This is a genomic window from Mariprofundus sp. KV (assembly GCF_013387475.1).
Classification (GTDB): Bacteria; Pseudomonadota; Zetaproteobacteria; order Mariprofundales; family Mariprofundaceae; genus Mariprofundus.
This window is the reverse complement of sequence record NZ_VWNB01000013.1, coordinates 1-26,220: the sequence shown is the minus strand read 5'-3', so window position 1 is coordinate 26,220 and position 26,220 is coordinate 1. Positions and strand designations below refer to the sequence as shown.

27 protein-coding genes are annotated in these 26,220 nt (G+C 50.6%); 14 read left to right on the top strand and 13 right to left on the bottom strand.

The annotated features are described in order from the left end of the window. Nucleotide 1: 1 nt before the first annotated feature. From F3F93_RS10885 to F3F93_RS10875, 3 genes are all read right to left on the bottom strand, one after another. Complete coding sequence (locus tag F3F93_RS10885) at nt 2-370, bottom strand: flagellar protein FlaG (protein WP_176959217.1); 369 nt, start codon at nt 368-370, stop codon at nt 2-4. A gap of 66 nt (nt 371-436) precedes the next feature. Then, entirely contained in the window at nt 437-1,603 is a 1,167-nt protein-coding gene (locus F3F93_RS10880; RefSeq protein ID WP_176959216.1) for a flagellin, read from the bottom strand. A 155-nt stretch (nt 1,604-1,758) separates the two neighbouring features. After that, nucleotides 1,759-3,822 (bottom strand): tetratricopeptide repeat protein, encoded by a 2,064-nt coding sequence (locus tag F3F93_RS10875; RefSeq protein ID WP_176959215.1) that lies wholly within the window; start codon nt 3,820-3,822, stop codon nt 1,759-1,761. Nucleotides 3,823-4,018: 196 nt separating this feature from the next. On the opposite strand from F3F93_RS10875, the gene F3F93_RS10870 reads away from it, so the two are divergent. The 3 genes from F3F93_RS10870 to F3F93_RS10860 all read left to right on the top strand — a co-directional run bounded on the left by F3F93_RS10870 (nt 4,019) and on the right by F3F93_RS10860 (nt 7,860). Beyond that, the gene (locus F3F93_RS10870) at nt 4,019-6,289 is read left to right on the top strand and encodes a methyltransferase domain-containing protein (RefSeq protein ID WP_176959214.1); all 2,271 of its coding nucleotides are present in this window, start codon (nt 4,019-4,021) and stop codon (nt 6,287-6,289) included. Nucleotides 6,290-6,368: 79 nt separating this feature from the next. Beyond that, nucleotides 6,369-7,196: an FkbM family methyltransferase gene (locus F3F93_RS10865; RefSeq protein ID WP_176959213.1), complete on the top strand. Its 828-nt coding sequence runs from the start codon at nt 6,369-6,371 to the stop codon at nt 7,194-7,196. Between the two features lie 268 nt (nt 7,197-7,464). Continuing rightward, entirely contained in the window at nt 7,465-7,860 is a 396-nt protein-coding gene (locus tag F3F93_RS10860; RefSeq protein WP_176959212.1) for a hypothetical protein, read from the top strand. Nucleotides 7,861-7,920: 60 nt separating this feature from the next. On the opposite strand, the gene mnmA is transcribed toward F3F93_RS10860, so the two are convergent. From mnmA to F3F93_RS10845, 3 genes are read right to left on the bottom strand one after another with little or no spacing between them, the layout of a single operon-like run. After that, nucleotides 7,921-9,045, bottom strand: a complete 1,125-nt coding sequence (mnmA, locus tag F3F93_RS10855) for a tRNA 2-thiouridine(34) synthase MnmA (protein WP_176959211.1) — start codon at nt 9,043-9,045, stop codon at nt 7,921-7,923. Between the two features lie 9 nt (nt 9,046-9,054). Continuing rightward, on the bottom strand, nt 9,055-9,906 hold the full coding sequence (locus tag F3F93_RS10850) for a DUF4743 domain-containing protein (RefSeq protein WP_176959210.1): 852 nt from the start codon (nt 9,904-9,906) through the stop codon (nt 9,055-9,057). Then, a complete protein-coding gene (locus tag F3F93_RS10845; RefSeq protein WP_176959209.1) occupies nt 9,906-10,313 on the bottom strand; it encodes a VOC family protein in 408 nt (135 codons plus the stop codon). The genes F3F93_RS10850 and F3F93_RS10845 overlap by 1 nt, the downstream gene beginning before the upstream one ends. A gap of 293 nt (nt 10,314-10,606) precedes the next feature. On the opposite strand from F3F93_RS10845, the gene F3F93_RS10840 reads away from it, so the two are divergent. Next, the gene (locus tag F3F93_RS10840; protein ID WP_176959208.1) at nt 10,607-11,248 is read left to right on the top strand and encodes a hypothetical protein; all 642 of its coding nucleotides are present in this window, start codon (nt 10,607-10,609) and stop codon (nt 11,246-11,248) included. A 66-nt stretch (nt 11,249-11,314) separates the two neighbouring features. Here F3F93_RS10840 and F3F93_RS10835 read toward each other — a convergent pair whose 3' ends face one another. The 3 genes from F3F93_RS10835 to F3F93_RS10825 form a co-directional block, all read right to left on the bottom strand. Beyond that, nucleotides 11,315-12,811 (bottom strand): ABC transporter substrate-binding protein, encoded by a 1,497-nt coding sequence (locus F3F93_RS10835; RefSeq protein WP_176959207.1) that lies wholly within the window; start codon nt 12,809-12,811, stop codon nt 11,315-11,317. Nucleotides 12,812-13,013: 202 nt separating this feature from the next. Then, nucleotides 13,014-14,270: a methyltransferase gene (locus F3F93_RS10830; protein ID WP_176959206.1), complete on the bottom strand. Its 1,257-nt coding sequence runs from the start codon at nt 14,268-14,270 to the stop codon at nt 13,014-13,016. Then, nucleotides 14,267-15,412, bottom strand: a complete 1,146-nt coding sequence (locus tag F3F93_RS10825; protein WP_176959205.1) for an SAM-dependent methyltransferase — start codon at nt 15,410-15,412, stop codon at nt 14,267-14,269. The genes F3F93_RS10830 and F3F93_RS10825 overlap by 4 nt, the downstream gene beginning before the upstream one ends. Before the next feature lie 63 nt (nt 15,413-15,475). Between F3F93_RS10825 and trxA the strand changes: the two genes are divergently transcribed. After that, entirely contained in the window at nt 15,476-15,808 is a 333-nt protein-coding gene (gene trxA / locus F3F93_RS10820) for a thioredoxin TrxA (RefSeq protein ID WP_176959204.1), read from the top strand. A 167-nt stretch (nt 15,809-15,975) separates the two neighbouring features. After that, a complete protein-coding gene (locus tag F3F93_RS10815; protein WP_176959203.1) occupies nt 15,976-16,437 on the top strand; it encodes a tRNA (cytidine(34)-2'-O)-methyltransferase in 462 nt (153 codons plus the stop codon). A gap of 322 nt (nt 16,438-16,759) precedes the next feature. Here F3F93_RS10815 and F3F93_RS10810 read toward each other — a convergent pair whose 3' ends face one another. From F3F93_RS10810 to aat, 3 genes are all read right to left on the bottom strand, one after another. Next, nucleotides 16,760-17,575, bottom strand: a complete 816-nt coding sequence (locus F3F93_RS10810) for a carbon-nitrogen hydrolase family protein (RefSeq protein WP_176959202.1) — start codon at nt 17,573-17,575, stop codon at nt 16,760-16,762. Further along, on the bottom strand, nt 17,572-18,459 hold the full coding sequence (locus F3F93_RS10805) for a DUF4438 domain-containing protein (protein ID WP_176959201.1): 888 nt from the start codon (nt 18,457-18,459) through the stop codon (nt 17,572-17,574). The genes F3F93_RS10810 and F3F93_RS10805 overlap by 4 nt, the downstream gene beginning before the upstream one ends. Nucleotides 18,460-18,538: 79 nt before the next feature. Beyond that, entirely contained in the window at nt 18,539-19,156 is a 618-nt protein-coding gene (gene aat, locus F3F93_RS10800; RefSeq protein WP_176959200.1) for a leucyl/phenylalanyl-tRNA--protein transferase, read from the bottom strand. 163 nt (nt 19,157-19,319) lie between these two features. Between aat and F3F93_RS10795 the strand changes: the two genes are divergently transcribed. The 8 genes from F3F93_RS10795 to queD all read left to right on the top strand — a co-directional run bounded on the left by F3F93_RS10795 (nt 19,320) and on the right by queD (nt 25,729). Beyond that, nucleotides 19,320-20,009: a hypothetical protein gene (locus F3F93_RS10795; protein ID WP_176959199.1), complete on the top strand. Its 690-nt coding sequence runs from the start codon at nt 19,320-19,322 to the stop codon at nt 20,007-20,009. 111 nt (nt 20,010-20,120) lie between these two features. After that, entirely contained in the window at nt 20,121-20,741 is a 621-nt protein-coding gene (locus F3F93_RS10790) for a hypothetical protein (protein WP_176959198.1), read from the top strand. 72 nt (nt 20,742-20,813) lie between these two features. Further along, nucleotides 20,814-21,938, top strand: a complete 1,125-nt coding sequence (gene tgt, locus F3F93_RS10785) for a tRNA guanosine(34) transglycosylase Tgt (protein WP_176959197.1) — start codon at nt 20,814-20,816, stop codon at nt 21,936-21,938. A gap of 34 nt (nt 21,939-21,972) precedes the next feature. Next, entirely contained in the window at nt 21,973-22,368 is a 396-nt protein-coding gene (gene yajC, locus F3F93_RS10780) for a preprotein translocase subunit YajC (protein WP_176959196.1), read from the top strand. Nucleotides 22,369-22,394: 26 nt separating this feature from the next. After that, nucleotides 22,395-23,975 (top strand): protein translocase subunit SecD, encoded by a 1,581-nt coding sequence (gene secD, locus F3F93_RS10775; protein ID WP_176959195.1) that lies wholly within the window; start codon nt 22,395-22,397, stop codon nt 23,973-23,975. Nucleotides 23,976-23,985: 10 nt separating this feature from the next. Continuing rightward, nucleotides 23,986-24,930, top strand: coding sequence for a protein translocase subunit SecF (gene secF / locus F3F93_RS10770; RefSeq protein ID WP_176959194.1), 945 nt, complete (start codon nt 23,986-23,988; stop codon nt 24,928-24,930). Between the two features lie 33 nt (nt 24,931-24,963). Then, nucleotides 24,964-25,353 (top strand): MTH938/NDUFAF3 family protein, encoded by a 390-nt coding sequence (locus F3F93_RS10765; protein WP_347239248.1) that lies wholly within the window; start codon nt 24,964-24,966, stop codon nt 25,351-25,353. Between the two features lies 1 nt (nt 25,354). Next, the gene (gene queD / locus F3F93_RS10760; RefSeq protein WP_176959193.1) at nt 25,355-25,729 is read left to right on the top strand and encodes a 6-carboxytetrahydropterin synthase QueD; all 375 of its coding nucleotides are present in this window, start codon (nt 25,355-25,357) and stop codon (nt 25,727-25,729) included. A 63-nt stretch (nt 25,730-25,792) separates the two neighbouring features. Here queD and F3F93_RS10755 read toward each other — a convergent pair whose 3' ends face one another. Then, the gene (locus tag F3F93_RS10755; protein WP_176959192.1) at nt 25,793-25,990 is read right to left on the bottom strand and encodes a hypothetical protein; all 198 of its coding nucleotides are present in this window, start codon (nt 25,988-25,990) and stop codon (nt 25,793-25,795) included. Between the last annotated feature and the right edge of the window lie 230 nt (nt 25,991-26,220).

Below are 26,220 nucleotides of genomic sequence, written 5' to 3'. Positions count from 1 at the left end.
ATCAGGCCTGTTTATCCAGCAACAAACCTACCATTTCTCGCATGGCAACTTTATGCTGAAGAAACTCTTTAGATGGGATTTCGCGGACAACTTCACCGCTATTCTTATCTGTTACCTGGACATACAACATTCCGAGACGTTTTTCGTAACCGAATGAGATATCCTCATTGCTTCCACTCATTTCAAGGTTTACCTGACTTACTGCCTTCTGAACTTCCTGCTCAGTCACCTTTTTTTCGGCAGCTTGTACATTCTGTTCGCTCGAGACGGGGGCTTTTGTCGGTTGGACAGCTACCGGCCGAACTCCAGCTGATCCCACATTCGGCGAAGAGAGCATTAGGCTTGATTGCATCTGATCTATAGCAGCCATGTCATTACCTCCTTGCCTTTTATGGGCCTACCTCTCCCCCGTAGGGGAGAGGATTTAGCCAGTCTCTTACCTGAACAGTGAGAGTACATTCTGTGCAGCCTGATTAGCCTGCGCCAACATTGAAGTACCAGCCTGAGTAAGAATCTGGTTCTTGGTGAAGTTAGCCATCTCAGCAGCCATATCAGCGTCCCTGATGGATGATACTGATGCAGTTGCCTGCTCAATACTAGTCGCCAGGTTAGCCGCTACGAATGAGAGCTGGTTCTGAGTCGCACCGAGATCGGCACGTTGTGTAACCAGATTATTCAGAGCAGTAGTCAACTCACCAGCATAGGCAGTTGCGCCAGCCACTGTGGTAAGATCATTCGCACCTGAGATACCCAGACCAGTAGTGGTGTAGCTGTTACTGAATGCCACAGATACCTGGTTATCAACACCAGTTGCTGCACCAACCTGGAACACTGAAGATGCACCTGCATCGGTAATCAATGTACCGGTTGAGGCGATAGAACCAGTGCCCGCTGCAGTAGTAAGTCCACTGATGGAGGAGTTAATGGTGAAATCAAAACCAAGCAGTGAATAGTTCTGGGTTGCCTGACCTGTAGGCAGTGTTGCTACAGTTACAGATGCAGTGTTAGTACCATCTGTAATCCGGATTGCATCACCAGCACCGAAGGTATTGGTAACACCAGCCTGATCCACATAGCTGATTGAGAAGGTAGTACTTGCAGCAGCACCGTTAGCGGTGATGCTTGAAATACCGTTGGTGGTGGTATCATCAACAGTTGAACCAGCAGTAACTGCTGTACCAGCAGAACCATTCAACAGTTTAGTACCGTTATACTCAGTGTTAGCAGCAATCTTGTTAATTGCAGACTCGAGCTTACCGCGCTCAGCGTCCAGAGAAGCAAGTTCACCACCGTTGTTGGCAGACATCGCCTGTGTAGCCAGAGACTGCAGACGAACTACCATGTTCTGAATCTCGTTCACACCCGCGTCAGCAGTTTTCACCATGGCTTGCGCCTGGGTTGCATTCAATGCTGCTGCTTTCAGTCGAACGTTCTGAGAATCCAGTTTGGATGAAATAGCAAAACCTGCAGCATCATCGGCAGCCGAGTTAATACGGAAACCAGAAGACAGACGCTCCAGAGATTTGTTCATTTCCATGCTATTGGTGTTGAGGTGTTTGAGGGCCGTTACAGCCGCATTATTGGTTTGGACGGATAGTGCCATTTTAATCTCTCCTTAGTATGTAGTTAACGTGAACGACTTCCTGCCCTGTCACGGTGGGGTTCATCCCCTACAAGTTCTGTTCCTCAGCCCTTGTGATAAAGTGTATCGGAGAGAAAAAACCGCACTTTAATTTTTTTTTCTGTTTTTTTTCAATATCATTTTTTCTCACTCTCCAACCAGCGCCGCCACATCTCCCTATACTCACCTTCCAACACTGCGGTTAAACCAGCAGAGTCACACAACTCTGATTCAGCCATCCGCTCTCTCAGCGTGGCACGAATCGCGCGTAACCGTGCCAGGTCTGTAGCCAGATCACCTACTATATTTATATAGGCATCTTCATCGGCCGTAATCAACCGCTCAAGGCCTACCCTGCTCATTAGCGTAGACCCGACACGCCCGGCATGCAACCTGCCCTCCAGCGTCACCACAGGAACCCCCATCCAGAGCGCCTCACAGGTTGTTGTGGTGCCGTTATAGGGAAAACTATCCAGAGCGATATCGGCCTGCCTGTAGTAACCCAGATGCTCTTCACAACTATGGGCCCATGTGAATATCTCGATACGCTCAGAAGCGATGCCCTGATCCGCGAAGAGTTTAAGGAGATGGTCGCGCACCCCCTCATCTTTGAATGAGAAGTGTTTTACCATCAAGCGTGAATCAGGTACGGCATGCAGCACCCGCGACCATAGTTTCACAACATCAGGACCGATCTTGGCCATATGGTTAAATGAGACGAACCGGATAAAACCGGCCTCATCCACAGGAAGTGCCGATACATCAGGGGCATGTCCATAAGGCGTAAAGGCGATAAAGCAGCGGTCGAGTCGAATCAATATCTCACTATGAAAGGCATCACTACAGGCCGGATCCGCAATCAAGTCGGTAATGCGATAGTCCATAGCCTGCATACCGGTTGTGGCCGGATAGCCCAGATAGGTCACCTGCACAGGTGCTGGCTTACGGGCAAACACCAAAAGACGGTGATTGGCTGTATGGCCGGAGAGGTCAACAAGGATATCAATCTGATCACTTCGGATCAGTTGGGCTGCTGCATCATCTGAGAGATGGCCAATCTCCCTCCAGTTGTGGACAAAACTGCGAATCACTGCTGTGCGATCATCAGGCTTTAACAGATTAGAGTAACAGCTGATCTCAAACTTCTCCGCATCATGATGTTTCAACACACCCTCTATAAAATAAGCAACGGAGTGGTTACAGAAATCAGATGAGACGTAACCGATACGCAGTCGCCTCCCTGCCGATCGCTCATTATCGAACTTAAGCTGCTGTAACAGTGGTTTTGCATGCATCTCATCCCAGCGATGGTGCTCCTCCAGCAGAACAGCGCCATCTGTAAGCATGCAATTCAGTTCAAAGAGAAGGTTGGAGTGGGCCTGCATGTAGGATGGATGAAGTTCAATTGCTTTGCGGTAGCAGGCTAAGGCCTGCTGCTGCTCGCCCTGATCACGAAGATCATTGCCAAGATTATTCCACGCCTGATGAAATTTAGGCATCCGGGCAACACTCTGCCGGTGATAACCTTCAGCCTCTGAAATCTTCCCCTGTGCCCACAGTACATTAGCAAGGTAAAAAACGGCATTCGGATCTTCCGGCAGTGCCTGAACAACCCGCCTGAAATAGCCTTCAGCCTCTTCATATTCACCCTGATCAGAGAGCGATTGCCCCAACCCGAACACAACCTCTACCGATTCCGCTCCCAGCTCAATCAAACTGCGGAACTCTCTCTCGGCTGATACAGAATCGCACAGGTGGCGGTAGAGGTTGGCAAGATTAATTCGCGCAGCATGAAACTGCACATTCACATTGAGTGCATTCTGATACAGCTCAACAGCACGACGAAATTCACCGCTATCCCGATAAAAATTGGCAAAGTTGTATAAACATTCGACACTGTTTGGATCAAGTTCGAGAGCTTGTTTGTAGCACCTGCAAGCCTCCTGCATTCGTCCCATCTGCCTGTAGATACTACCCAGAGTATTATAAAAGCTAATCTCCTGAGGCTGTAACTTGATAGCCATTTGAACGCGTTCAAGCCCCTGCTCAAATCGACCCAACTGCACTGCATTAGCTGCCGCAAGGTGCCAGGCGTAGGCATGTTGACGATGAGCATTCAAAAACTCCTGACAGGCAACCTCCAGATTCTCATGTTTGCCACTATTATAGAGTTCGATCAACTGATTCAATTCAATCTTCATTAAGAATCAAAACCTCATACCCAGACCATATTTATTCATTTTTCAAGTTCACACCTAGCAGGTTACATGCCGACACCTTAAGTTATAGAAAGCAAAAGCCCTCACCCGCAACAGGTGTCAATAAATAGATGGTCTGATACTTGCTTGTGATGTGACAGGAGTCGACCGGGCAAACCGGTCACATGCAGGGGTAACGATGCAAGAAGAGTCGCAGGCACAAAAAGCTTTAGCGCAACAGCTGCGCACACTTATCCAGAATGGAGAAACGCTCAAAGCGTATGAACTGTTCTGCCGCTTTGACAAAGATGTATCAGATATTGAACTGTTGCTGGAAGCTGGAAAGTGTCACTACTTTCATATCAATCACGAAGAGGCCATCAAATACCTGAAACAGGCTTATGATATGGATGCAGAGAACAGCGAAGTTCGGCAGATGCTCTGGTCCTCTTATCGCGACTGCAGAATGTACAGAGAGATGCTTGAGCTGACGGCTGAGATAAGCAAAAACATTCACTCAACCGCAGAGCTGATGATGGTCTACAGAGCCTATCTCTCTGTCTGTGACTGGCACAATGCGCGTAAATATCAGGCAGAGATCATCGCCCTGGGTAAAGAGGGTAAAATCGACAGCAACATGCTGCCTGCCCTGCTCATTGAGACCTGTGCCCTTCCCGATATCGATCAGGCGTCAGTTCGTGATCTGCACTGTCAATTTGGCACCACCCTGTTCGAGTCCAGAAAACATGACATGCCATCATCCTATCCAGCCCTGAGTCACCTCGGCGGCAGAATGAAGATCGCCTATATCTCATCAGACTTCAATTTTCACCCGGTCGGCTGTTTTATCAATCATATCCTGAGCCATCACCTGCGCGACAAATTTGAGATCTACTGCTACGCCCATCTTCTAAGAAGTGATGAGATCACTGATCATATCAGAAACAGCGTCGACCACTTTATTGATATCACAAAGCTCTCCGATGCCCAGCTGGCAGGCCGTATTCATGCCGATGGTATCCATGTCGCCATTGATCTCAATGGCATGACAACAAACACGAGAATCGCTTCGCTGGCCCACCGTCCGGCACCGGTCCAGATCACCTATCTCGGCTACCCCAACACAACCGGCCTGAGTACAGTTGATTATCGCATCACCGATCACTTTGCCGATGACAACAGTGATCAGTTTTACAGCGAAAAACTGATCCGCATGCCACAAAGTTTCATCTGTTACGGATTTGACACCACAGCATTCAGTTCGAGCAAAACACCTTCTGAGACAAAGGGTTATGTCACATTCGGATCATTCAACCATGTCAGAAAGCTCAACCCCGAAGTGATTGAGACATGGAGTGCGATACTGAATCATGTTGAAAATTCGCGCCTTATCCTCAAGGCCAAGGATCTTGATGATGCAATCATCAGAGAGAACGTCATTGCTGAATTTGCATCACATGGCATCTGCCGGGAGCGCCTGCAGGTGCAGGGTTTCACCGCCCAGTATGAAGATAATTTCAGAATGTATAATGAGGTGGATATTGCACTGGATACATTCCCGTACAATGGCACAACCACTACCTGTGATGCACTCTCTATCGGGGTGCCGGTTGTTACACTGGTGGGTGAAAGTCATGCCCAGCGTGTCTCCTACTCGATCCTGAAAAATATCGGTTTTGAAGAGGGCATCGCATTCAGCCGGGATGAATATGTCGAAAAAGCCGTGCAGTTGACCCGGAACCCGGCCGGGCTTTCAATCATACGCTCATGCCTTGTTACCCTGTTCAAACACTCCATCCTGCGCAATCCACAGCAGTTCACCCGTCAACTGGAGAGTCTTATCTGTGATGCATGGTCAGAGAAGACCGGGTTGCCACTGCCTGCGGCCGTGTTGCGTGAAGAGAGCAGTGCCGCACCCCAATACGAGGCAAATACAACAAGCGGACGAAAATTGCATATCGGTGGCCAGACAGCGCACCCTGAATGGGAGATCTTTGATGCCAATTCTGGCGATATTGTTGACCATGTCGGTAATGCCAATGATCTCTCGCGCTTTGAAGAGAACACCTTTGATGCACTCTACTCCTCACATGTGCTGGAGCATTTCAGTTACCAGACAGAGCTTTCACAGGTACTGGCAGAGTGGTATCGCGTTCTTAAACCCGGCGGCATCATCTATGCAAGCGTACCCAATCTTGAGGTGTTGTGTGAACTGTTCCTGATGAAAGATCAGCTTACTGACCAGGACCGATTCAATGTCATGCGTATGATGTACGGTGGTCAAATTGACGCTTACGACTTTCATAAGGTCGGTTATAACGCCGGCATCCTTGGTGGATTTCTCTATAACGCCGGATTTAAGAATGTGCGTCAGGTGCCGGAATTCAACATCTTCAATGATACAAGCAAGATGGTCTTCGCAGGCAGGCCGATCAGCCTGAACCTGATTGCTGAAAAGCCGCAAACCTGACCATGATTTTCAGGTCATCAAATATCGGGAACACTCTACCCACAAAAAAGATTGTTTATTAAATTACCAGGAGAGCTTTATGGCTGAGATTAAACAGGTTCAGAAACCATTCGACAATTCCCAGAACTGGTTGTCTGAACATGCATCCAATGTCACATCACAAACCGGTGAGGATGGCATTATCGAGAAGATTTTTGAGATTATGGGCACCAATGAAGAACCATGGTGTGTCGAATTCGGGGCCTGGGATGGCAAGCTCTACTCCAACTCCTACAACCTGCTGGTCAATAAGGGTTGGCACGGCGTCATGATCGAAGCCAACACGGAAAAGTTTGGCGAACTCACCACCACCTATCAAAACTATCCCAAGGTGCATTGTGTTAACCGCTTTGTGCAGTTCCAGTCACCGGACTCACTTGATGATATCCTCAATGAGACCGGTATCCCGAAGGATTTCGATTTCCTCTCCATTGATGTTGATGGCAACGACTACCATATCTGGGACTCGCTGAAAGAGCACCGCCCCCGCCTTATTGTCATCGAGTTCAATCCCTCCATCCCTAACGATATTGTTTTCATTCAGGATCCCAATAACGACCTCAATCACGGCAACTCCCTGCATGCGATGATCGAACTGGGCAAAGCCAAAGGGTATGAACTGATCTGCACCACACCGTGGAACGGCTTCTTTGTTCCCAAAGAGTACTTCCACCTCTTCGAGATCGAGGATAATTCAATCTACCGTATGTACAACGATCAGCCGTATGGCACGAAGCTTTTCCAACTCTATGATGGCACACTGCTTATTGGCGGTAATACGCAACTGATCTGGCACAACATACCCATTGCGGCAGATGAGATTCAGGTGATCCCCCGCTCTGTCAGACGTTTTCCTGACAAGCAGTAGAGTCACAAGTGCATATCATCACCATCACAGCATAAGCTGTTAACGAATCATATTTCTCAGGGTGTTCCATGATTTAGTGGAGCACCCTAAAATTATTTCAGATAATTTCTAAAGTCCGTCTATCGGCTACCGATATGTATTCCTGAAGGCCCAAAAGGCCTACGGTGGTACATGGACTCCTCCGTTCACAATTTAACACAGGGATATGATATCCCGCTTTACTGACATGATGTCAGCACATGTTATTTGACGTGAGAAGGAGAGAACCATGATCATTTTACCCGTTTCCACACCTGCCGTTGCCATTGACCAGAACACCGTCAATCAATCACAACAGAACCAGTCCCAGAGTCTGCAGGATGCACGTAAAGCTACCGATACGGTACAACTCTCTGCTGAAGCACGGAAAATGGCTGGCTCCGAATCCAACTACACTGCAACAGCCCCTGCCACCCCACCAGCGGTGGCCACACAGGAGGCATCTGCCTCAGCCAATAGTGTGTCGCTTGCAGCTGAGATTCAGAGCACTCCGACGCCTGCTCACATTGCCACGGATAATGAAGTAACCGAAAAAGTGGCAGACAGTGAAGTGGCCGAGCAGCAGAGGCCTGTGAATGCAGCAACAGGTAAACAGGAGACGACCAAGATCGATATCGTCGCCTGATCTAGTCCGATCTAGTTCTTAACGGGGTATTCGTTAGCAGGGTTTTCTCTCCCCCCCTCCCTATAAAATTCTGCTGACGATGCCCCCACCTAATAGTTCATCTCCAGCATAGAACGCAGCCACCTGACCGGGGGCTGTTGGTTTTTGTGGCTTCTGGAATCGGATATGCAGCGCATCACCGGTTTCACTCACTGCACAGGCAGCAGGCTGCATCTGGTAACGCACCTTGGCAGTAACAGCTTCATCGGCATACGGCTTACGAATCCAGCTGATATCAGCCACCTCAACCTCGCGAATCACTGCATCCTCAGGATGCGCCACAACCACAGTCGCTTTCACACCATCGAGCCCTACCACATGCCAAGGCCCGTTTGGCAGCCCTAAACCTTTGCGCTGACCCAGTGTGTAGTGGGCAATGCCCTGATGACGCCCCAGCTTGTTGCCCTGGGTATCGACAATATCACCTTCAACAAAACCTTTGGATGCACCTTCGCGCTTCAGGAATGCGATGCGATCACCGGCGGGGATAAAACAGATATCCTGACTCTCATGTTTCTCTGCCGTTGGCAGCTTGTAAAAACGGGCAAGTTTGCGGGTATCATCCTTCTCAAGGCCACCGACCGGAAAGAGGATACGTGATGCCTGTTCACGATTGGTTGTCGCCAGGAAATAACTCTGATCCTTTTTGGCATCGTTACCCTTCAGAAGATGGATACCGGACTCATCATCTGAGCGCTGCACATAGTGGCCGGTAGCTACATATTTGGCTTCCAGTTGATCAGCAGCCTTCAGCAGTGCCCCGAACTTCACAAAGCGGTTACAGCGTTCACACGGATTGGGGGTGCGTCCTGTCTCATAATCGGCCACAAACGGATCGATCACATCGCGACGGAACTCTTCGCGCATATCCATCGCATAGAATGGAATACCAACCGCATCAGCTACACGGCGCGCATCATATGAGTCTTCAAGTGAACAGCAGGAGCCATGCGCATTCACATCCTCACGCGAGTAGTCCCAGACATTAAGAAATACCCCGACCACATCCAGTTCAGCCTCTTTCAGCAGAGCGGCCATGACCGAGCTATCTACCCCGCCGCTCATCGCAGCGATCACCCGCACCCCTTTCAGATGTTTCAGTCCGCCGACAACTTCAGCGATTATCTCTTCAGCAGTTCGTTCCATGCGCCAAACCTAGCACTCGACCTGGATTTGTCCTGCTGTTGCATTGTGCGGGTTAAGATCAGCAGCGATAACACCGTGGCGTTGCAGGAAATCGATAATCACCAGATTGCAGTTGGGTTTGAAATCTTCCGTATCGCGCACAATCTCAGCCACCTTTTCAATCGGCATCAACGCAAAGCTTTCGACCTCACCATCGGTGCAACGGGGTGTGAAATCTTCTGGCAGAAGCAGGTCGTAACAGAAGATTGTGTCATGCCTTACCCCCTTGGCCACCTCACAGCAGTAGCTTATCTGCCCCACATATTCGGCAGCAGCAGCCAGCTCAGGCGGAATATCCGCCTCCTCCCTGCACTCCTTGGCGAGATTCTCAGCCAGCGAAATGGCATGCGGCAAACCACCAGCCACCAGCTGATCCAGCCGACCGGGAAAGGCTCTGCGATCCGATGCCCTGCGTGCGATCCACATTGCCAATCCGTCAGAAGTCTGCACATAACCATTAAGATGCTGACCGAATGCACGAATGCCGAACTGTGAAACAGAAGCCCGGTCAATCTGCAGCAGCGCCGGTTTGCCAAATGCTTCGAGCACCGGAAACATCTCACCCATCAGATGCGTAACACCACCGGACTCGGCCAAACTCGATAGTACCGTTGCAACAGCATCTGATCGCTGTTCAAAACCGGTAAGCTGCGAATGAAGCAGCACCTGCTTATCGTTGACCACAAAACAGTCAGGAAACCCGGCAAGCTGATCAGCAAAGTCATGGCGAATCCGCCCCACTTCTATGCCATCAACAATAAACGGCAGAAAGTTATCGGGATTCCAGCGATTCAGTGCTTTAATATGATCAGCATAAGCCATCAGAGACCCCTGTCGTCCTGAACGATCTCAACCAGAATGCCGCTCGGGTCTTTGATGAAAAAGTATTGGATACCTGTTTTACCCTCAACAACCTCAACTCCATCAGCCAGACCAGCGGCTTGCAGGGCCTCTCTGGCAACATGGATATCGGCCACCCTGATACCGAAATGTTTAATGCCGATACGTGGCAGATCGGTCGCCAGCTCTTTTGATGATTCCGGTGCAGCAGAAGCATCTGCAAAACAGAACAGCTCCAGCAGCATCTCATCCATCTTAAGGTGGACGATTGCAACCCTCTTATCCTCGGCCTGCCACTCATAAACCGGCTCAAAACCAAAGGTAGAGTAAAATTCGATTGAGCTTTCCAGATTCTGGACACTCAGAGAGACATGATGAAAACTGAACATGCCAGTATCTTACCAGCCGCAACCATTTTGTCCTTCAAGTTTGCGCATTGTTCATGCATGAACTACGCTCTAACAAACACGGAGATTGAATGCGACAGAAAAAAGTACTGTTCAAACCTCCCCCTAGTTGATGCGAGGCTTGAATCGACCACTATTTCCCCTTTTCCGTGTTCAACTAGGTTTATTGGATAGGAGGGAGTTTTGTCTGGATATATTATAAAAAACACACAAGATAAAAAACACACAAGGAATAAATTCCCTATATCAACACTGTTATAAGTTGAATTGATTAAATGAAATTCAAAACATTATATAAACCATATATATTCATATTTCTTGTATCATCACTTCTCGCAAATACAAGTTGCGGCGGTGGTGGCGGTGAATACTATCCCCCTGAAATCGCAATTAATAAAATTGGTGTTTTTAAAGAAGAAGTTACTTCTCAGAATCTCGATTTTAAAATCGATTTGGAAAGTAACCTTAACTTGGAAAGCAATGATAAGATTATCTCAGGATACACTTACTATTCATTTCGCAACTTTAATTTTAATAACATAAAATATAAAATTGGAATACCAATCAATAATTGGGTAAGCATCATTGATGCAAATGAAAATATTATTAAAAAGCTAGAAACACCGAGATATACAAGGAATGCGGCCGCTGTAGAGCTTGTTGGGGAAAATGCTAAAAAATATCTTGCGGTTTATATCGATCAACAATCAACAAGTCATAGTTCAACACTATATATCTTGTCCGAAACATGGGATGTCTTGTACAAAGAACATCTATTAGGAGCAAAATGGATGTCAAAGGAAACTTCTGAACATGGTGACAGCCTTATAGTCTACGCTGAGAAAAAATGGCGTCCTGAAGAAAAATGGATTTGTGTTGGAGGTCCTTGGAAATATCACCTTTTTAACAAACAATAATTTTCTTATCACCAACTGCTTCTCTAGACGACTGTTAGCAGCCCGTTAAATAAGGGGACAGTTTACTTATTTCTGTAACTGAACAGCCATCAATCCCCTTAGATTACCATCCGGCATCGGTTTAAAACCGTTAATTCGGGGGCCGGAGACGGCTATCACCGGATCATACCAGAGTGGGATGTAGACCATATCCTGCTGCATCTTCTGTTGAATCTTCGCATAGATCAGTTTGCGTTCAGGCTGACTCTCTCCGGCAGCGGCAGCGTCTAGCCAGCTGTCCACTTCCGGATTGCTGTAGCGACCACGATTGGCACCTTTTGGTGGCCACATCTCGGTGTGCAGAATCCAGCGATAGATATCGGGATCGGTGATACCTACCCAGGCGAGTGAGAAGACCTGAAAATCACCGCGTTTGATGCGGGCATAAAAACCGCCCCACTCCAGTGATTCGATGGAGACCTTGATGCCAACCTGCTGCCACATCGCGGCAATGGCTGTGGCCAGCCGCAGGCGAATCGGGTCGGTACTGGTTCTATAGTTGAGCACAAAACGGATGCCATCTTTATCCCTAGGGAAACCGGCCTGATCAAGCAGGGCTTCGGCTTCAGTGAGATCAAATGCTGTTACAGGCAGTGGATTGGAGGCCCAGTGGCTGGCTGTAAGTACTGTTTCTGCAAGGACAGGCAGATCGGAGAAGAGTGCGGCTTTGAGTTTGTTGCGATCCAGCGCCAGTGCCAGTGCTTTGCGAACGCGAACATCACCTACCACTCTGTCCTGCATATTCAGGCCGATGTAGGAGAAGGTGGTGGATGGTGCGGTTTGAATATTTAACTGCTTCTGCTCACGAATATAGGGTAGTAGATGTGGCGGCAGATCATTCTGCACAAAATCGAGTTCACCACGGGTCAGTTTCAGCACCCTTGTGACCGGATCTTTCACACCGTTAAAGCGGATTTTAGCGACGCTGCCGACGTTTTCTCTGCGCTCAAGGGTGATGCCACTCTCACTCCAGGCAGTGAGCTTATAGGGGCCACAACCGATGGTTTTGTGTGCATCATGGGGCGCAGAAGCGATCGATGCAGGGAGAATACCGAGATTCAGACGCGTAAGCAGTGAGGCATCGGGTTTGGAGAGGTGAATGGTGATTTGATGTTCACTATCAACTTCAACGCGTTCAATAGCAGAAAAACTCGCTTTAAGCGGGCTGACAAGTTTGGCATCAATCACCGCATTGAGTGTGGCTGCGACATCGTTTGCTGTCACCGGGCTGCCATCACTGAAGGTGACACCCTGCTTAATCCTGAAATGCCACAGCAGTGGCTCAGGGTGCGACCAGCGATCAGCCAGATCAGCTTCGGCATTGAATGATGCATCCAGCCTTAACAGGCCACGATGCAGAAAATCCTGCACCCGCACCGATGCCGCATCGGTAGCAAAACGGGGATCAACTGTGATCGGTAGCTGTGCCAGCCCCACGCGCAGCAGATCACGATCACTCTCAGCCTGCTGGCAACCGGCCAGAAGCAGCACACAAAGAATCGACCTTAAGAGAAAAATTTTCATCAACAGAACAGAGGATGCTTCAATTTTGATTCATGGCAAGGCGTAAGGCGCGCAAAACCGGAGCGTATTGAAATACGTGACTCAGGCATCCATTGCCTTCGCCCTGCGGGCAATCCTTGATTGTCCAAACGGTTCCTGCCTTTTTGTGAGGATTTGAGCACCGAAGCAACGCAGCCATGGGACAAAAGTGGAGTATTCATTTTTATATCCGAGTCCAGAGACTCATCGCCTCTACATGCCCTGCCCCGGGAAAAAGATCCAGTGCACGCAGCGCTTTGAGCTGATATCCATGCTTTTTCAGAATAGCACCATCCCTTGCTCCAGCCGCCACATCACAAGAGATCATAATAATCTTTTCCGGCAGCAGACGTGAAATCTGATCACAGATCCGTTTGGCACCACGCCTTGGCGGATCAAGCAGCAGCAGATCAGCGCCGATATAGGGCTCGATATCAAAATCCTCAAAGAGATTAGCCTCTGTAAAGCTGGCTTTCACATGCAGCGCTTTGGCATTGGCTGCTGCCGCACGCACACTGGCGGCATTAAGTTCTGCACCGAAGACCTCTGCCCCGCTCGCTGCTGCAAGTGGCAGCGAGAGATTGCCGATACCACAGAAGAGATCAGCGATACGTCGCGGTTTTCCTGCCCAATCCTGAATCTGGGCAATCAACTCACGGTTCCCTTCAACCTGCCCCTGCACAAACCCATCCGGGCCAACCGTAACTGCCACATCCAGATCTCCTGCAGGCAGCTGATCATGCAGTGGGATAACAGGCTTCTTCAATGGCCGGGTGATACCCTGAGCATCCCGCCACCACCACTGCAGAACCAGTGCATCAAGTTCATCGGTGGCAATCGACTCAGGCGGATGCTCTGTTTCGAAAATGAGATGAACACCATCATTAAGCTGCAATGCCTGAACTGATGCCACACCGTTCAGATGCATATTTTTTTCAATCAGGCGGGCGAGTTGATTAAGCTGAGGTGTGACAACCAGACAATCACGATGGCGCACCGGCTGATGGCTGGCAAAGGCTTTAAAGCCGAGAAACAGCCCCGCCCTGTCACTGCCCACTGACCAGCGGACACGCCTGCGAAAACGATCTTCCTGCCATACAATCGGTAACCACGCCGTATCACTCTTTATGAACGGTGCAAACGCACTTTTCACCCACTCCGATTTCAGTTTGGCCTGATCAGAGCCGGAGATTGATTGTAGCGCACAACCTCCACAAAGAGTTGCAACAGGGCAGGCTGGCGTGATGCGCTGATCAGAGGCTTCAAGCACCTCGACAATCTCGCCACGCCATACGCCACGCCGCTTTCCAGAGATATGTACGGCCAACTCATCACCGGGTACGGCATTGGCAACCAGCACAGTGTCACCATCTGCATGCACCAGCGCCTCACCGCCGGGCAGTATCGGGCCAGCACGCCCCTTCAGGGTTTTACCGATCATCGCTGTAGATGATCCAGATGATCAAACTGACTGAGATAATCAGGGCGTGCGCTCTCAACCCCTTTTGCCTGTCCCAATATCTTAAACACCTCACCCATGCCATATGGCATCAATACCCGTTTGGCGTGCGCCATCAAGTGCATGCTGGTGGCATCATTCTGCACTGCCAGCGACTGCACAAAGGCTTGTACTGATGGTGATTGCGCAAGCCAGCCACCCTGCGACATCCAGAGCAGTGGAGTCAGACCAACGGCTCTGCCAGCCTTTACCAGCACCGTGAAATCGACATGGGCTGTAATATCGCGACTGCCGGGATCTTCCAGCACATCTTCACTGGCGGCCTGACCGATATGGGCCATCAGAGAACCCTCGCGCCTGCCCTCGCGGTAATACTCCTGCTGTGAATAGCCGTAATCATTGGTAAAGATAAAACCGCGCTCAACGATTGCTGCAAGCTGCTGCTGCCAGCCCTCTAGTCCGGGATTCCACTCACTGATATAACCATCCTGCCAGCCTGCAATCAGTTCCTCTGCGATCTGTGGCCCATCTTCAATCACTGTTTCACTATTTTTCCAATCAAAGCCTGCCTCACTGGCAACCACACCACGCTCATAAAAAGAACCACCGTTATGGCAGAAGCAGCGCACCGGGAATGCATCGGGCAACTCATTACTGAAGACAATGATATTTTCGCGTGGCGCAACCGCATCAAGGGAGGAGACAACCTCAACGTTAAAACCTGCATCGGCAAACAGCTCGATCTGACGATCACGCAGCTGCGCACTGCGCTCAACAGAGATCACAGTAGCCGGTTTTGCCATTGAGAACTGGGCGATCATCGCCAGCGTTGAAGCCAACAGTTTGCCTGAGCCTGAGCCCTGCTCCAGCAGTGTCCACTGCGTCGGTTCACCCAGCTCTTTCCATGCCCAGAAGAGCAGATCGGCAAAGCCGAGTGATAACCAGGGGCCAAGTTCGGGGGCAGTGACAAAATCCCCTTTTTCACCGAAAACGGTTTTCGATTCGTAATAACCGAGTCCCGGTTCGTAAAGCGCAGCCTGCATAAATCGGTCAAAAGGGAGAAAACCATCACCCTCTTGAATCCGGTTTTGAATCACCTTATATAACTGTTGATGCTCGGACATGGTTGACGCTTTTACCCCCCAGGACTAACTTGTCGTGCAATTCCAATCCAAAGAGGAAACTAGATGTCTTCAGATTTAATTATTCATGTCAGTGACGAAAGTTTTGATGCCGATGTACTAAAAGCAGGCGGCCCTGTCGTCGTTGACTTCTGGGCCCCATGGTGCGGCCCGTGCAAACAGATCGCCCCGATTCTGGACGAAGTTGCGTCCGAGAAGCAAGGTCAGGTAACAATCGCTAAAATCAATATCGATGATAACCCGAACACGCCTGGCAAATATGGCGTTCGTGGCATCCCTACATTGATGCTTTTCCGCGATGGCAACGTTCAGGGCACTAAAGTTGGCGCAGTCAACAAAGCCAAGCTCACCGAGTTCATCGACGAGCATCTGGACTGATTCCAGCTCAACCGCATTACAAAGGCAGGGTTAACCCCCTGCCTTTTTTTGTTTCTATAAAATCTTTTAATTCAACCCGAATAAGATTGTCACTGCAGAAATGTGCAGGCCAAAGATCTGTACCACGCTATTGCACTGAACGGCATTCTGCCTGAGCCTGCTGTCTCATGAGTCCACCACTACATATCGTTCTAGTCGAGCCAGAGATTCCTCCAAATACCGGCAACATCGCACGGCTGTGCGGCTGTACGGGTTGCACCCTGCATCTGGTGCATCCGCTCGGGTTTGATGTCGATGAGAAAGCGGCGCGCAGAGCCGGGCTGGATTACTGGCAGCATCTCGATATTCACCACCACCAGAGCTGGCAGCAGGCGCGGCAGTTTATCGGTGAAGAGCGCAACTGGTATGGACTCAGTTCAAAGGTGAAAACCAGCTTCTGGGACGTGCAATACAAACCCGGAGATGTGCTGGTTTTCGGCCCTGAAACCCGAGGCTTAAGTCAATCCATTTTAGCGCAGATCAATGGTGTAACTATCCCCATGCGGGAGGATGCACCGGTGCGCTCGCTGAATCTCTCCAATGCCTGCTCCATCGCCGTGTTTGAGGCGCTAAGACAGCTTAAACAGTGATATCACAAGGAATTATCCACCGCACGCATATGCCCATTAAGGTTTTTTAAGAATTAGCTCTGCCAGCTCAAATCAGCATCACAAGTAGGCATTCAAAATATTGTTATTAAAGGATTTTTCACATAGCCTAAAATTTAGGCATAAGTCATACAGCATGAACAAAGGCAGGTTAACCTTCAAACCGTGAACTTTTATCCACCAGGTTATCCACAGGCTCTGTGGATAGCGCGGGTAAGCCCTTTCTTTTCAACAGTTAGCAGCTTTTCGGACGGTGAAGGGAACATTTTTGCTACAATCTCAAGCTGCAGATAGAAGAGAATAATCAGAGCTTCTTATGCTGCAAAACCGGCATCGATGCCCGCACCAGATCCAGCTTCTGCATGGAGAGTTCACTACAAATAAATCCCTCCCCTTCAGCCAGCTCCTCTACCACCTCTCCCCAGGGGTTGATGATCATACTATGCCCCCAGGTCTGCCTGCCATCGGGGTGTTTTCCCGACTGAGCAGAGGCCAGCATAAAACACTGATTCTCAATCGCCCTTGCCCTGAGCAGGGGCTGCCAGTGGGCACGTCCGGTTATGGCTGTAAATGCAGCCACATTGACCAGCAGCTGACAGCCTGCATCAACATAACGGCGATAGAGCTCAGGAAAACGCAGATCGTAACAGATGCTCAGGCCGATCTTGAAACCCTCTACAGTGACGGTGACAGGTTTATCCCCCGCCTCAATCAGTGCCGACTCATGGTAGGACTCGCCATTGTAATCCATATCAAAGAGATGAATCTTGTCGTAGAGCGCAATGAGGTTGCCTCCGGCATCAAAGACCGGGCAGGCATTGCGAATCTTCCCGTCTCGACCGCCAAGCAACAGCGTGCCGCCAATCATGGCGATACCGTGAATCACCGCCTGCTGCGAAAGAAATTTCAGAATTGATGAGTCAGCCTGATCTTCGACCAGCGCCCGCTTCTGCGCTTCACTACCACCCATAAATGCAAAGTTCTCAGGCAGAACCATCAATCTGGCCCCTGCTTCTGCCGCTTTTGCCAGCAGAGAGGTTACCACCTCAAGGTTTCGCGCCACCTCTCTGACAGAGCAGAGCTGTATGCAGGCGACCTTCAGTGTCGCATCACCACTCATTCGACTGCATAGCGGCCAATGGATCTGATGGCACCGACATTGGCCGTTTCAGAGATTACCGGCACCAGCTTACCATCACAGGCACTCATCAGGGTCATCATGCCCGGTCCGTGACCGGCCAGTGGCGAATCCGAGTGAATGACAACACCAATGGTGACCGCCCCTTTGCGATAGGTGCGCCCGTAGCGGTTATCATGATCCATCACTGCCACGAAATCACCGAATCGAAGCCGCTGCATACCATTCTCTTTCACCATCTCCTCATCATGACAGAGAATATCGTAATCGCCGGTAGCTACTGAGAGCGCACCGATTCCCGACCCCATCGCATGGCCGGGCACGATCACATTCACCGGCACCTCAATCTTGCCATCCTCACGCTCAGTTAGCCCCCAGGCGTCGAGCAGATCCGGATCGAGGTTGTAGATAAACACCTCAGGATGATCGATGAGTTTTAGCCCCTGCCCGTAACCTTTGATCAGGAATTTATCATCGCAGGTCAACTTATCGAGTGTCTCATCGGGAAAATCGAGCATCAGGTGCTCAACACCACCATGGTGGCCGAGCACGGTGCCTTTCTCCCCTTTGGCAGCACCGGAAATCACCGTGGCCTGATTGCCGCAACAGGCGAGAAACTGGTAGCCTGACTCACATTTTCTGTTCTTATGACTCATGGTCGTGGATACACCCGGCTCTATATGTTCACCGGCCCAGCCAAAGACCGAATCACCGATCTTCACGTTGTAGGTGATGCCACCGGTGGAGGGCCAGGAGAAGACCTCACCGGCAGAACCCACCTCAAACGGTGCCCACTGATGCGCCGGCGCAACAGAGCCCTGTACGGCGGTCTGCACCAACTGATCACGATTACTCTTCAGACTCATATTATTTATCCTTTTTTCACCGCATTCCTTTGCGGCCCAATATCTCATCTTCGATTAGAAACGAAAAGCTAGCAGATAATCAATCACTGATCCGGTTGAGAAATTCGCTTCGAGAAATCTCACGCGCACCAAGACTCTGCAGATGGGCAGTGTGAAACTGGCAATCAATCAACTTCCAGTTTTCACGCAGAGCCCGCTCACAGAGTGCCGCCAGCGCCACTTTAGAGGCATCAACTTGCCGACTGAACATCGACTCGGCAAAAAAGACCCCGTTGTGCAGCACGCCATAGAGCCCGCCGATCAATCTATCCTGCTGCCACACCTCTACCGAGTGGGCATAACCCTCGGCAAACATCTGCTCATAGGCGGTAATCATCTCAGGCAGGATCCAGGTGCCGCTCTCGCCTCTGCGCGGAATCTCTGCACAGGCATGAATCACCTCGGCAAAGGACTCATCGAATGAGACGCTATATATATCCTTGCGCATACGACGGGCCAGACGTCTGGAGCAGTGAAACTCTACTGGAAAGAGCACCATGCGCGGATCCGGCGACCACCAGAGAATCGGCTGCCCCTCTCCATACCAGGGGAAAATGCCTTTGCTATATGCCGCCAACAGCGTCTCTGGCTGCAGATTACCACCGGCAGCCAGCAGCCCGTCATCATCAGCCTGCGAAGGATCAGGAAATTCCATCATAGGTACAAACAATATCGCTCTGCTCACACAAAGCCACCACCCCCTGAACCCCCATTTGAACCTCTCTTATCCAGCCATGACCAACCATGCTTAATTATTATATTAGACTATGAGAATACTTTAATGGTAGAGTTGGCTATCTTGCCGCTAATCGGAGGACGAAATGGACGACAACAAAACAGCTTCCGCACTTGAGAGATTTGAACAGGATGAGGCCCGCATCCGCACTAAAATTCGCCGCACCATGCGCCAGCAGAGCTTCATATGGTGGATATCCATTGTAGCAGCAGCCGGATTTTTTGGCTGGATCGGCATGGCACACCACCAACAGGGTATCCCGCTTGAAGAGTTGGCAGCAGATGCGCTGCCCATCCTTATGGTAGTCACCATTCTTATCACAACGTTGTATATTGTTTTCATCTTTCTCTACTTCTCAATCGGCCGGAGGATTTATCACTCTAAGAGCGTGAACTTCATGCACCTGAATGAACACCTGCACCCGGATGATCATCACGAATTTGTATGGCACAGCTACTTCTGGAGGGATTGCAACAGAGTACAGCGGCGCATGGATGCAGCATTTGTCGTCACATTGAAGGTATTCAAACTATCTACTATTTTTGCATTGATTGTATTCCTGCAGTTTGCCTGGATGGAGTTGATGGATATCAGTGGGCAGGAGATGGCCGATGAACATTATGCCTATCTCGGCCTGATTGATCTGACCCTGTTTTCAGTACTTGTGCTGTTCATTATCGTACTGATCACCATTCGTATCGGTAAACTTGGCCAGCAAAAAGATCCACATGGAAAAACCGGCAAAGGCAACTACTACGAGCCTGATCAGGAGTAATCGGGAGCTGAATCCTTCACCTGATCAGGCCTGACTTGCTGAAATCAGACCTAAAGTTAGTCTGCTGCGCGATGAAAATGATCCGCAGATCAGACAACACGAGGTTTTTTAATGGACGAAGCTACGATTCCCACAGCACTTGAGCAGTTTCAGGAAGAGGAGAGGCAGACTCGAGAGAAGGTACTACGCCTTAAGCGACTGAAAAATATCACCTGGCTCGTCATCGCACTGCCTACGGCTGCTCTGGCCGCATTTATTGCTTACAACCACACCACGATGGAACCGCAGGCGCTGGCCGAGTTCGCCATCCCTCTGCTGAAGTGGGGATCGCTGGCCTGCACCATCATCTATCTCGCCTATATTGTGATGCATATGCCGCTGGTGCGCGCCATCTATCAGGCCAAAAGTGTCATCTATCCACGCTATAACGCCACCGTTTCTGAGAGCGAGCAGAAGACATTTCAGTGGCAATCCTACCTCTCTAAAAACGAGCAGCGCAGCGCAGGTGGAAAAACTGCTGCTTTGATACTGGGTGCCAAGGCCTTCAGCCTCTTCATGCTGATTATCTTCTACCAGCTCTCATGGATACATGCGCTGGGCCGCATTGGAGTGGAGCTTAACAATGAGCACTACTCGTTTATGGGATTTATCGATTTCGCCCTCTTCTCTTCACTGGTTCTTTTCACCGTTGTACTGTTCTTCACCCGCGTCTCCTCACTGGCGAAGAGATAGAGCCAGAGCCGGTATCAATTAACAGCAGAACACCCTTGCTGCAATGCGGTGCAGGCGTCAGTCTGCGCCGCCATGTCTTCGCTCTCCTTCGAAATACTCGCCAAAGATGAAAACGGTTATGCCCGTGCCGGTCGTGTGCAGTTGCCACACGGCAGCGTGGAGACGCCTGTTTTCATGCCGGTAGGCACGCAGGCGACAGTAAAAAGTCTCACCCCTGCAGATCTTACCGATGATATTGAAGCTTCGATTATTCTCGGCAACACCTACCATCTGATGCTGCGCCCCGGTGCTGATCTGGTGGAGAAGATGGGTGGGCTGCACAAATTCATGGCCTGGGATCGCCCTATCCTCACCGACTCCGGTGGTTTTCAGGTCTGGTCACTTGGTGAGCTGCGCAAGATCGAAGAGCACGGTGTCCGTTTCCGCTCCCATATCGATGGTCGCGAAGTATTCCTCGGCCCCAAAGAGAGCATGGAGATCCAGCGCAAACTCGGCAGTGATATTGTCATGGCCTTTGATGAGTGCACCCCCTACCCGGCCACCTATGAGGAGGCCAATGACTCCATGCAGCTCTCCATGCGCTGGGCTGCAGAGTGCCGTGAACACCTGCCGGTCAATGAGTCGCAGGCGCTGTTTGGCATTGTGCAGGGCGGCATGTATCCGGAGCTGCGCATTGAGAGCCTGAAGGCGATCTCGGAGATCGATTTTGAGGGCATTGCTATCGGCGGCCTCTCGGTTGGTGAACCCAAAGCGGAGATGATGGCGATGATGGATGCACTGGCGCCGCACCTGCCACAAGACAAACCACACTATGTGATGGGCGTAGGTACACCTGATGATCTGATCGAAGGCATTGATCGCGGCATCGACATGTTTGACTGTGTGATGCCCAGCAGAAATGCGCGTAACGGCACCCTTTTTACTGATGATGGCAAGATCAACATCAAAAACCTTAAACATTTCGATGATGCATCGCCAATCATGGAATCTTGTAACTGCTACACGTGCAAGAACTTTTCCCGTGCTTACCTGCGTCATCTGTATATGGCCAAGGAGATTTTAAGTTCAAGGTTGAATACCTTGCACAATCTTCACTACTATTGCCATCTCATGTCCCGGGCCAGAACCGCACTGATTGAGGGGAACTGGCCCGAATTCCGTGACAAGTTTTTACAACGCTACCGCGGTGAAGCATAATCGCCGTCTATTGATATTCAGGAGTTACAACATCATGAAAACAGTTCTCTCTCTCTCTTTCGCATCCATGGCTGCGGCAATGGGCATCATCACACCGGCTTTTGCTGAAGGTGCTGCTGCAGATGGCGGCTTTGCCTCTCTGATCCCATTGTTGCTGATCATGGTGATTTTCTACTTCCTGCTGATCCGTCCGCAGCAGAAGAAACTCAAAGAGCATCGCGGCATGGTCGACTCACTCAGCAAGGGTGACAAGGTGATGACCGGTGGTGGCATCTACGGCAAAATCACTGCGGTCAACGAAGATATTTTGAAGGTTGAGATCGCTGAAGGTGTAGTGATCAAGGTGAAACGCGACACCGTTGCCGGCCTTACTGACACAGCCCCTGCAAAAGCGGCCAAACCTGCCGATAAAGCAGCAGCCAAAGACTAACAGCTTTTTAAACAAGGATTTTATTCATGCATAGCTTTCCACGCTGGAAATACGGGCTCATTCTGACCGTACTTGTGGTCTCCCTGATGGGAGCCCTGCCCAACCTCACTACACCACCATCATGGTGGCCATCTGCCCTGAGCACGCCGATGACCCTCGGCCTTGACCTGAAAGGCGGCATCCACCTGGTGCTCGATGTAGATGTAGATAAAGCCGTATCACACAGCGTTGCAGGCGATATCGACACTGCCCGTCAGGCGCTGCGTAAAGAGCGCATCCGCTACAGTAAACTGAGCAATGACAACAGCAGCATGACTGTTGTGATCAGAGAGGCTGGCGAAATCGATGCTGCCCAACAGGTACTGCAAGAGAACTTCAACACCTATACCATCAGCAATCCGGCTGGCAGCACCTTTGTGCTTAACCTGAAACCTGAAACCGCCAAAGAGCTGAAGAAGTTTGCTGTTGATCAGGCGATTGAGGTGATTCGTAACCGTATTGATGCACTCGGCACCACTGAGCCAACCATTATCAAACAGGGTGAACGTCGCATTCTTGTGCAGATTCCCGGTTTTGAAGACAGCGCCCGCGCTAAGGATCTGATCGGTCGCACCGCCCAACTGGAATTTAAGCTGGTGGATGAGAAGGGCGACCTTGATAAAGCACTCTCCGGCAGCATCCCTCCAGGTGATATTATCATGTACGGTCCGGATCAGACCCGTAACGGCAAGAGCTATCGCCAGCCCTATCTGCTCAAACGTCACACTGAGCTCTCCGGCAATGAAATTGCCGATGCACGTGTCTCGATCGACTCCCGCTACAACGAGTATGCTGTAACCCTGAAATTCAACACCAAAGGCGCTCGCAAGTTTGATAAGCTGACAGCTGCCCATGTCGGTGAGCGTTTTGCCATTATTCTTGAGGGCACAGTCAACTCTGCACCGGTAATCCGCGAACGCATTGCCGGTGGTTCTGCCCAGATTACCGGCAGCTTCTCCCCTGAAGAGGCTCATGATCTGGCTATTATCCTGCGTGCAGGTGCCCTGCCCGCTCCAGTTAAAGTGGTGGAAGAGCGCTCCATCGGCCCGAGCCTGGGTCAGGACTCCATCGATCAGGGTGTCAACTCCATCCTCATCGGCTCAGCCCTCGTGCTGATCTTTATGGGTATCTACTACCGTATGTTCGGTATGGTCGCCAACGTTGCACTGGTCTTCAATATGCTGCTGATTCTGGCTGCCATGAGCATTATCGGTGGCACCCTGACCCTGCCCGGTATTGCCGGTATCGTATTGACCATCGGTATGGCTGTGGATGCCAATGTGCTGATCTTTGAGCGCATACGTGAAGAGCTGTCACTGGGTAAAACGCCGCTGGCAGCTATTGATGGCGGTTATGATAAAGCACTCTCCACCATCGTGGATGCCAATATCACCACGCTGATCGCCGCCATTGTGCTTTTCCAGTTCGGTTCCGGCCCGGTGAAAGGTTTCGCTGTCACCCTCTCGGTGGGTATTCTGGCATCGATGTTCACGGCTATCACAGTGACACGCGGCATCATCGCATTCGCAACCGCCAAACGTAACCGCATCGAAAAACTGAGCATCTGAGGCTACTGATATGCAACTGATCCGTTCTGACATCAACGTCGATTTTATCGGCAAGAGAAAATTCGCCCTGATCATCTCAGGTATCATGCTGCTGGTTTCGCTTGGCGCACTGGCAACCAAAGGCCTGAACTTCGGCATCGACTTCACCGGCGGTACGCTGGTTGAGGTTAAATTCGAAAAAGCACCGGCTATTACTGATGTGCGCAGCGCCATCTCACCCAAGGGTTACGGCAATGCCGTGATTCAGGAGTTTGGTGCACCCGAAGAGATTCTGATTCGTGTGCAGAACAAAGAGGCGGAGAACTCCTCGGTGATCAGCACGGCCATTCTTGATGGTCTTGCCGAGAAGTTCGGTGCAGATGCGATTGAGATGCGCAGGGTTGAGTTTGTCGGACCGCAGGTGGGTGAAGAGCTGACCCGTGCCGGTATCATGGCTGTATTGATCGCCATGCTGGCTATCCTGATCTATGTCACCTTCCGTTTCGAGTTCCGCTTTGCGCTCGGAGCTGATGCAGCCCTGCTGCACGATATCACCATCGTGCTTGGCCTGTTTGCACTTACCGGCAAAGAGTTCTCACTGCCGGTGATTGCCGCACTGCTGACAGTGATCGGCTACTCGCTCAATGATACCATCGTGGTCTTTGACCGTATCCGTGAAAACTTCGCGGCCAACCGCAAACGCAAGAATCCGCTTGATGAAAACCTGGTGGTCAATGACTCGATTAATCAGACGCTGTCACGCACCTTGATGACCTCCGTGACCACCTTACTGGTGGTGCTCGCCCTCTTCCTGCTGGGCGGTGAAGTGATTCACGATTTTGCCTTTGCACTGATTGCCGGTATTTTTGTCGGCACCTACTCATCAATCTATGTTGCCAGCCCGGTCATGCTTGCGCTTGCAGGACGCTTTAAAGGCAACGAGGATGAGATCAAGGAGATGGAGGCCAGGCCCTGAGGCCTGCCTTCAGGCCATGGAAGCAAGATTGAAGTGAAAGGTGATATCTCTTCCCGACTACCCGGAGGAACACTGCTGTTCACCGGTTACGATGATGCACAGATCAGCATTAACCGCCAACCCTACGCCAGCGGCCTCTGCATCCATGACAACGCCGTGACAGCCCCGTGGGGGCCTGAGCGGCTTAGTGAGTTAACCACAGAGCATCTGATCATGCTGATGGATCCGGCGCCTGAAGTTCTCATCCTCGGCACAGGCCGACAGACCGCATTTCCCTCTGCGGAAATTCTGGAGTTTGTCAGCAGCAGAAAGATCGGACTTGAGTGCATGGATAGCCGCTCAGCAGCCCGCACCTACAATATCCTCATTGAAGAGGGACGAGAAGTATCAGCAGCCCTGCTGCTACCCGGCGCCCGGAGATAAGATGGCAATTTTTGAACTTTCAATCCAGACCCACTTCTCAGCGGCCCATAGTCTGCGAGACTATCCCGGTGACTGCGCACGCCTGCATGGTCATAACTGGCATGTAAGGCTCTATGTCGAATGTGAAGAGCTTGATGAGATAGGGCTGGGTATCGACTACAAGATCATGAAAAACGAGCTCAAGGCGGCCCTGGAGCCCTGGGATCACTACAACCTGAATGATGTGCCACCGTTTGATAGCATTAATCCATCCAGCGAGAATGTGGCGCGCGAATTGTACAGGGAGATGAGTCGCCGCCTTGATGATGAGCGCATCCGGGTCTCACGCGTAGAGATCTCGGAAACCTGTACCGCCAAGGTGACCTACCGCCCATAAACAGAACGTGGGCCACAATGGGCCCACGTCTGTCAGTTTATTACTGGAGCATCCTCTAAGCGATTAAGCCTGGCACTCGCCACGGTAGAGGCATGGTGTAACAGCACAGTTGGCGATACGGCCAAAGCAGTCTGTGTTGCCTTCTGCGATCTGGATGGCGTGAATCAGTTCAGGCTTGCGAAGCTTCGCACCCCCCTTCAGACCAATGCCAGCTGCTTTTTCAAGCAGATCTTTTTTTGTCACGGTATTCTTTGTAGCCATGTTGGTTTACATCCTATAGTTGAAATTGGCGCGAACCATAGCGCCGAAAACCCTATTAGCAAGAGAAAAGCATTGATTTTACTGGCGTTTACAAGTAATCATCACACTGCTGTCCGGTTAAGCATGGATGAGCGTCATTTGCCGATGAGTTTCTGCTGATGTTGGCTTTCCGGGAGGATCTTTCTCGATTAGCAGTTCGAGAAAATCTCGTCGGTGCATGATGTTCGTTG

Bases quoted from the DNA above. Each gene is read 5' to 3' on its own strand.
- mnmA (WP_176959211.1), bottom strand. From the start codon at position 9,045: ATGGAACGAACTGCTGAAGAGATAATCGCTGAAGTTGTCGGCGGACTG.
- queD (WP_176959193.1), top strand. From the start codon at position 25,355: ATGGCAATTTTTGAACTTTCAATCCAGACCCACTTCTCAGCGGCCCAT.
- F3F93_RS10790 (WP_176959198.1), top strand. From the start codon at position 20,121: ATGGACGAAGCTACGATTCCCACAGCACTTGAGCAGTTTCAGGAAGAG.
- F3F93_RS10860 (WP_176959212.1), top strand. From the start codon at position 7,465: ATGATCATTTTACCCGTTTCCACACCTGCCGTTGCCATTGACCAGAAC.
- F3F93_RS10815 (WP_176959203.1), top strand. From the start codon at position 15,976: ATGAGTCCACCACTACATATCGTTCTAGTCGAGCCAGAGATTCCTCCA.
- yajC (WP_176959196.1), top strand. From the start codon at position 21,973: ATGAAAACAGTTCTCTCTCTCTCTTTCGCATCCATGGCTGCGGCAATG.
- F3F93_RS10795 (WP_176959199.1), top strand. From the start codon at position 19,320: ATGGACGACAACAAAACAGCTTCCGCACTTGAGAGATTTGAACAGGAT.
- F3F93_RS10825 (WP_176959205.1), bottom strand. From the start codon at position 15,412: ATGTCCGAGCATCAACAGTTATATAAGGTGATTCAAAACCGGATTCAA.
- F3F93_RS10875 (WP_176959215.1), bottom strand. From the start codon at position 3,822: ATGAAGATTGAATTGAATCAGTTGATCGAACTCTATAATAGTGGCAAA.
- trxA (WP_176959204.1), top strand. From the start codon at position 15,476: ATGTCTTCAGATTTAATTATTCATGTCAGTGACGAAAGTTTTGATGCC.
- F3F93_RS10870 (WP_176959214.1), top strand. From the start codon at position 4,019: ATGCAAGAAGAGTCGCAGGCACAAAAAGCTTTAGCGCAACAGCTGCGC.
- secF (WP_176959194.1), top strand. From the start codon at position 23,986: ATGCAACTGATCCGTTCTGACATCAACGTCGATTTTATCGGCAAGAGA.
- F3F93_RS10850 (WP_176959210.1), bottom strand. From the start codon at position 9,906: ATGGCTTATGCTGATCATATTAAAGCACTGAATCGCTGGAATCCCGAT.
- F3F93_RS10810 (WP_176959202.1), bottom strand. From the start codon at position 17,575: ATGAGTGGTGATGCGACACTGAAGGTCGCCTGCATACAGCTCTGCTCT.
- aat (WP_176959200.1), bottom strand. From the start codon at position 19,156: ATGATGGAATTTCCTGATCCTTCGCAGGCTGATGATGACGGGCTGCTG.
- F3F93_RS10840 (WP_176959208.1), top strand. From the start codon at position 10,607: ATGAAATTCAAAACATTATATAAACCATATATATTCATATTTCTTGTA.
- F3F93_RS10805 (WP_176959201.1), bottom strand. From the start codon at position 18,459: ATGAGTCTGAAGAGTAATCGTGATCAGTTGGTGCAGACCGCCGTACAG.
- F3F93_RS10885 (WP_176959217.1), bottom strand. From the start codon at position 370: ATGGCTGCTATAGATCAGATGCAATCAAGCCTAATGCTCTCTTCGCCG.
- F3F93_RS10755 (WP_176959192.1), bottom strand. From the start codon at position 25,990: ATGGCTACAAAGAATACCGTGACAAAAAAAGATCTGCTTGAAAAAGCA.
- F3F93_RS10845 (WP_176959209.1), bottom strand. From the start codon at position 10,313: ATGTTCAGTTTTCATCATGTCTCTCTGAGTGTCCAGAATCTGGAAAGC.
- F3F93_RS10830 (WP_176959206.1), bottom strand. From the start codon at position 14,270: ATGATCGGTAAAACCCTGAAGGGGCGTGCTGGCCCGATACTGCCCGGC.
- secD (WP_176959195.1), top strand. From the start codon at position 22,395: ATGCATAGCTTTCCACGCTGGAAATACGGGCTCATTCTGACCGTACTT.
- F3F93_RS10835 (WP_176959207.1), bottom strand. From the start codon at position 12,811: ATGAAAATTTTTCTCTTAAGGTCGATTCTTTGTGTGCTGCTTCTGGCC.
- F3F93_RS10865 (WP_176959213.1), top strand. From the start codon at position 6,369: ATGGCTGAGATTAAACAGGTTCAGAAACCATTCGACAATTCCCAGAAC.
- F3F93_RS10880 (WP_176959216.1), bottom strand. From the start codon at position 1,603: ATGGCACTATCCGTCCAAACCAATAATGCGGCTGTAACGGCCCTCAAA.
- tgt (WP_176959197.1), top strand. From the start codon at position 20,814: ATGTCTTCGCTCTCCTTCGAAATACTCGCCAAAGATGAAAACGGTTAT.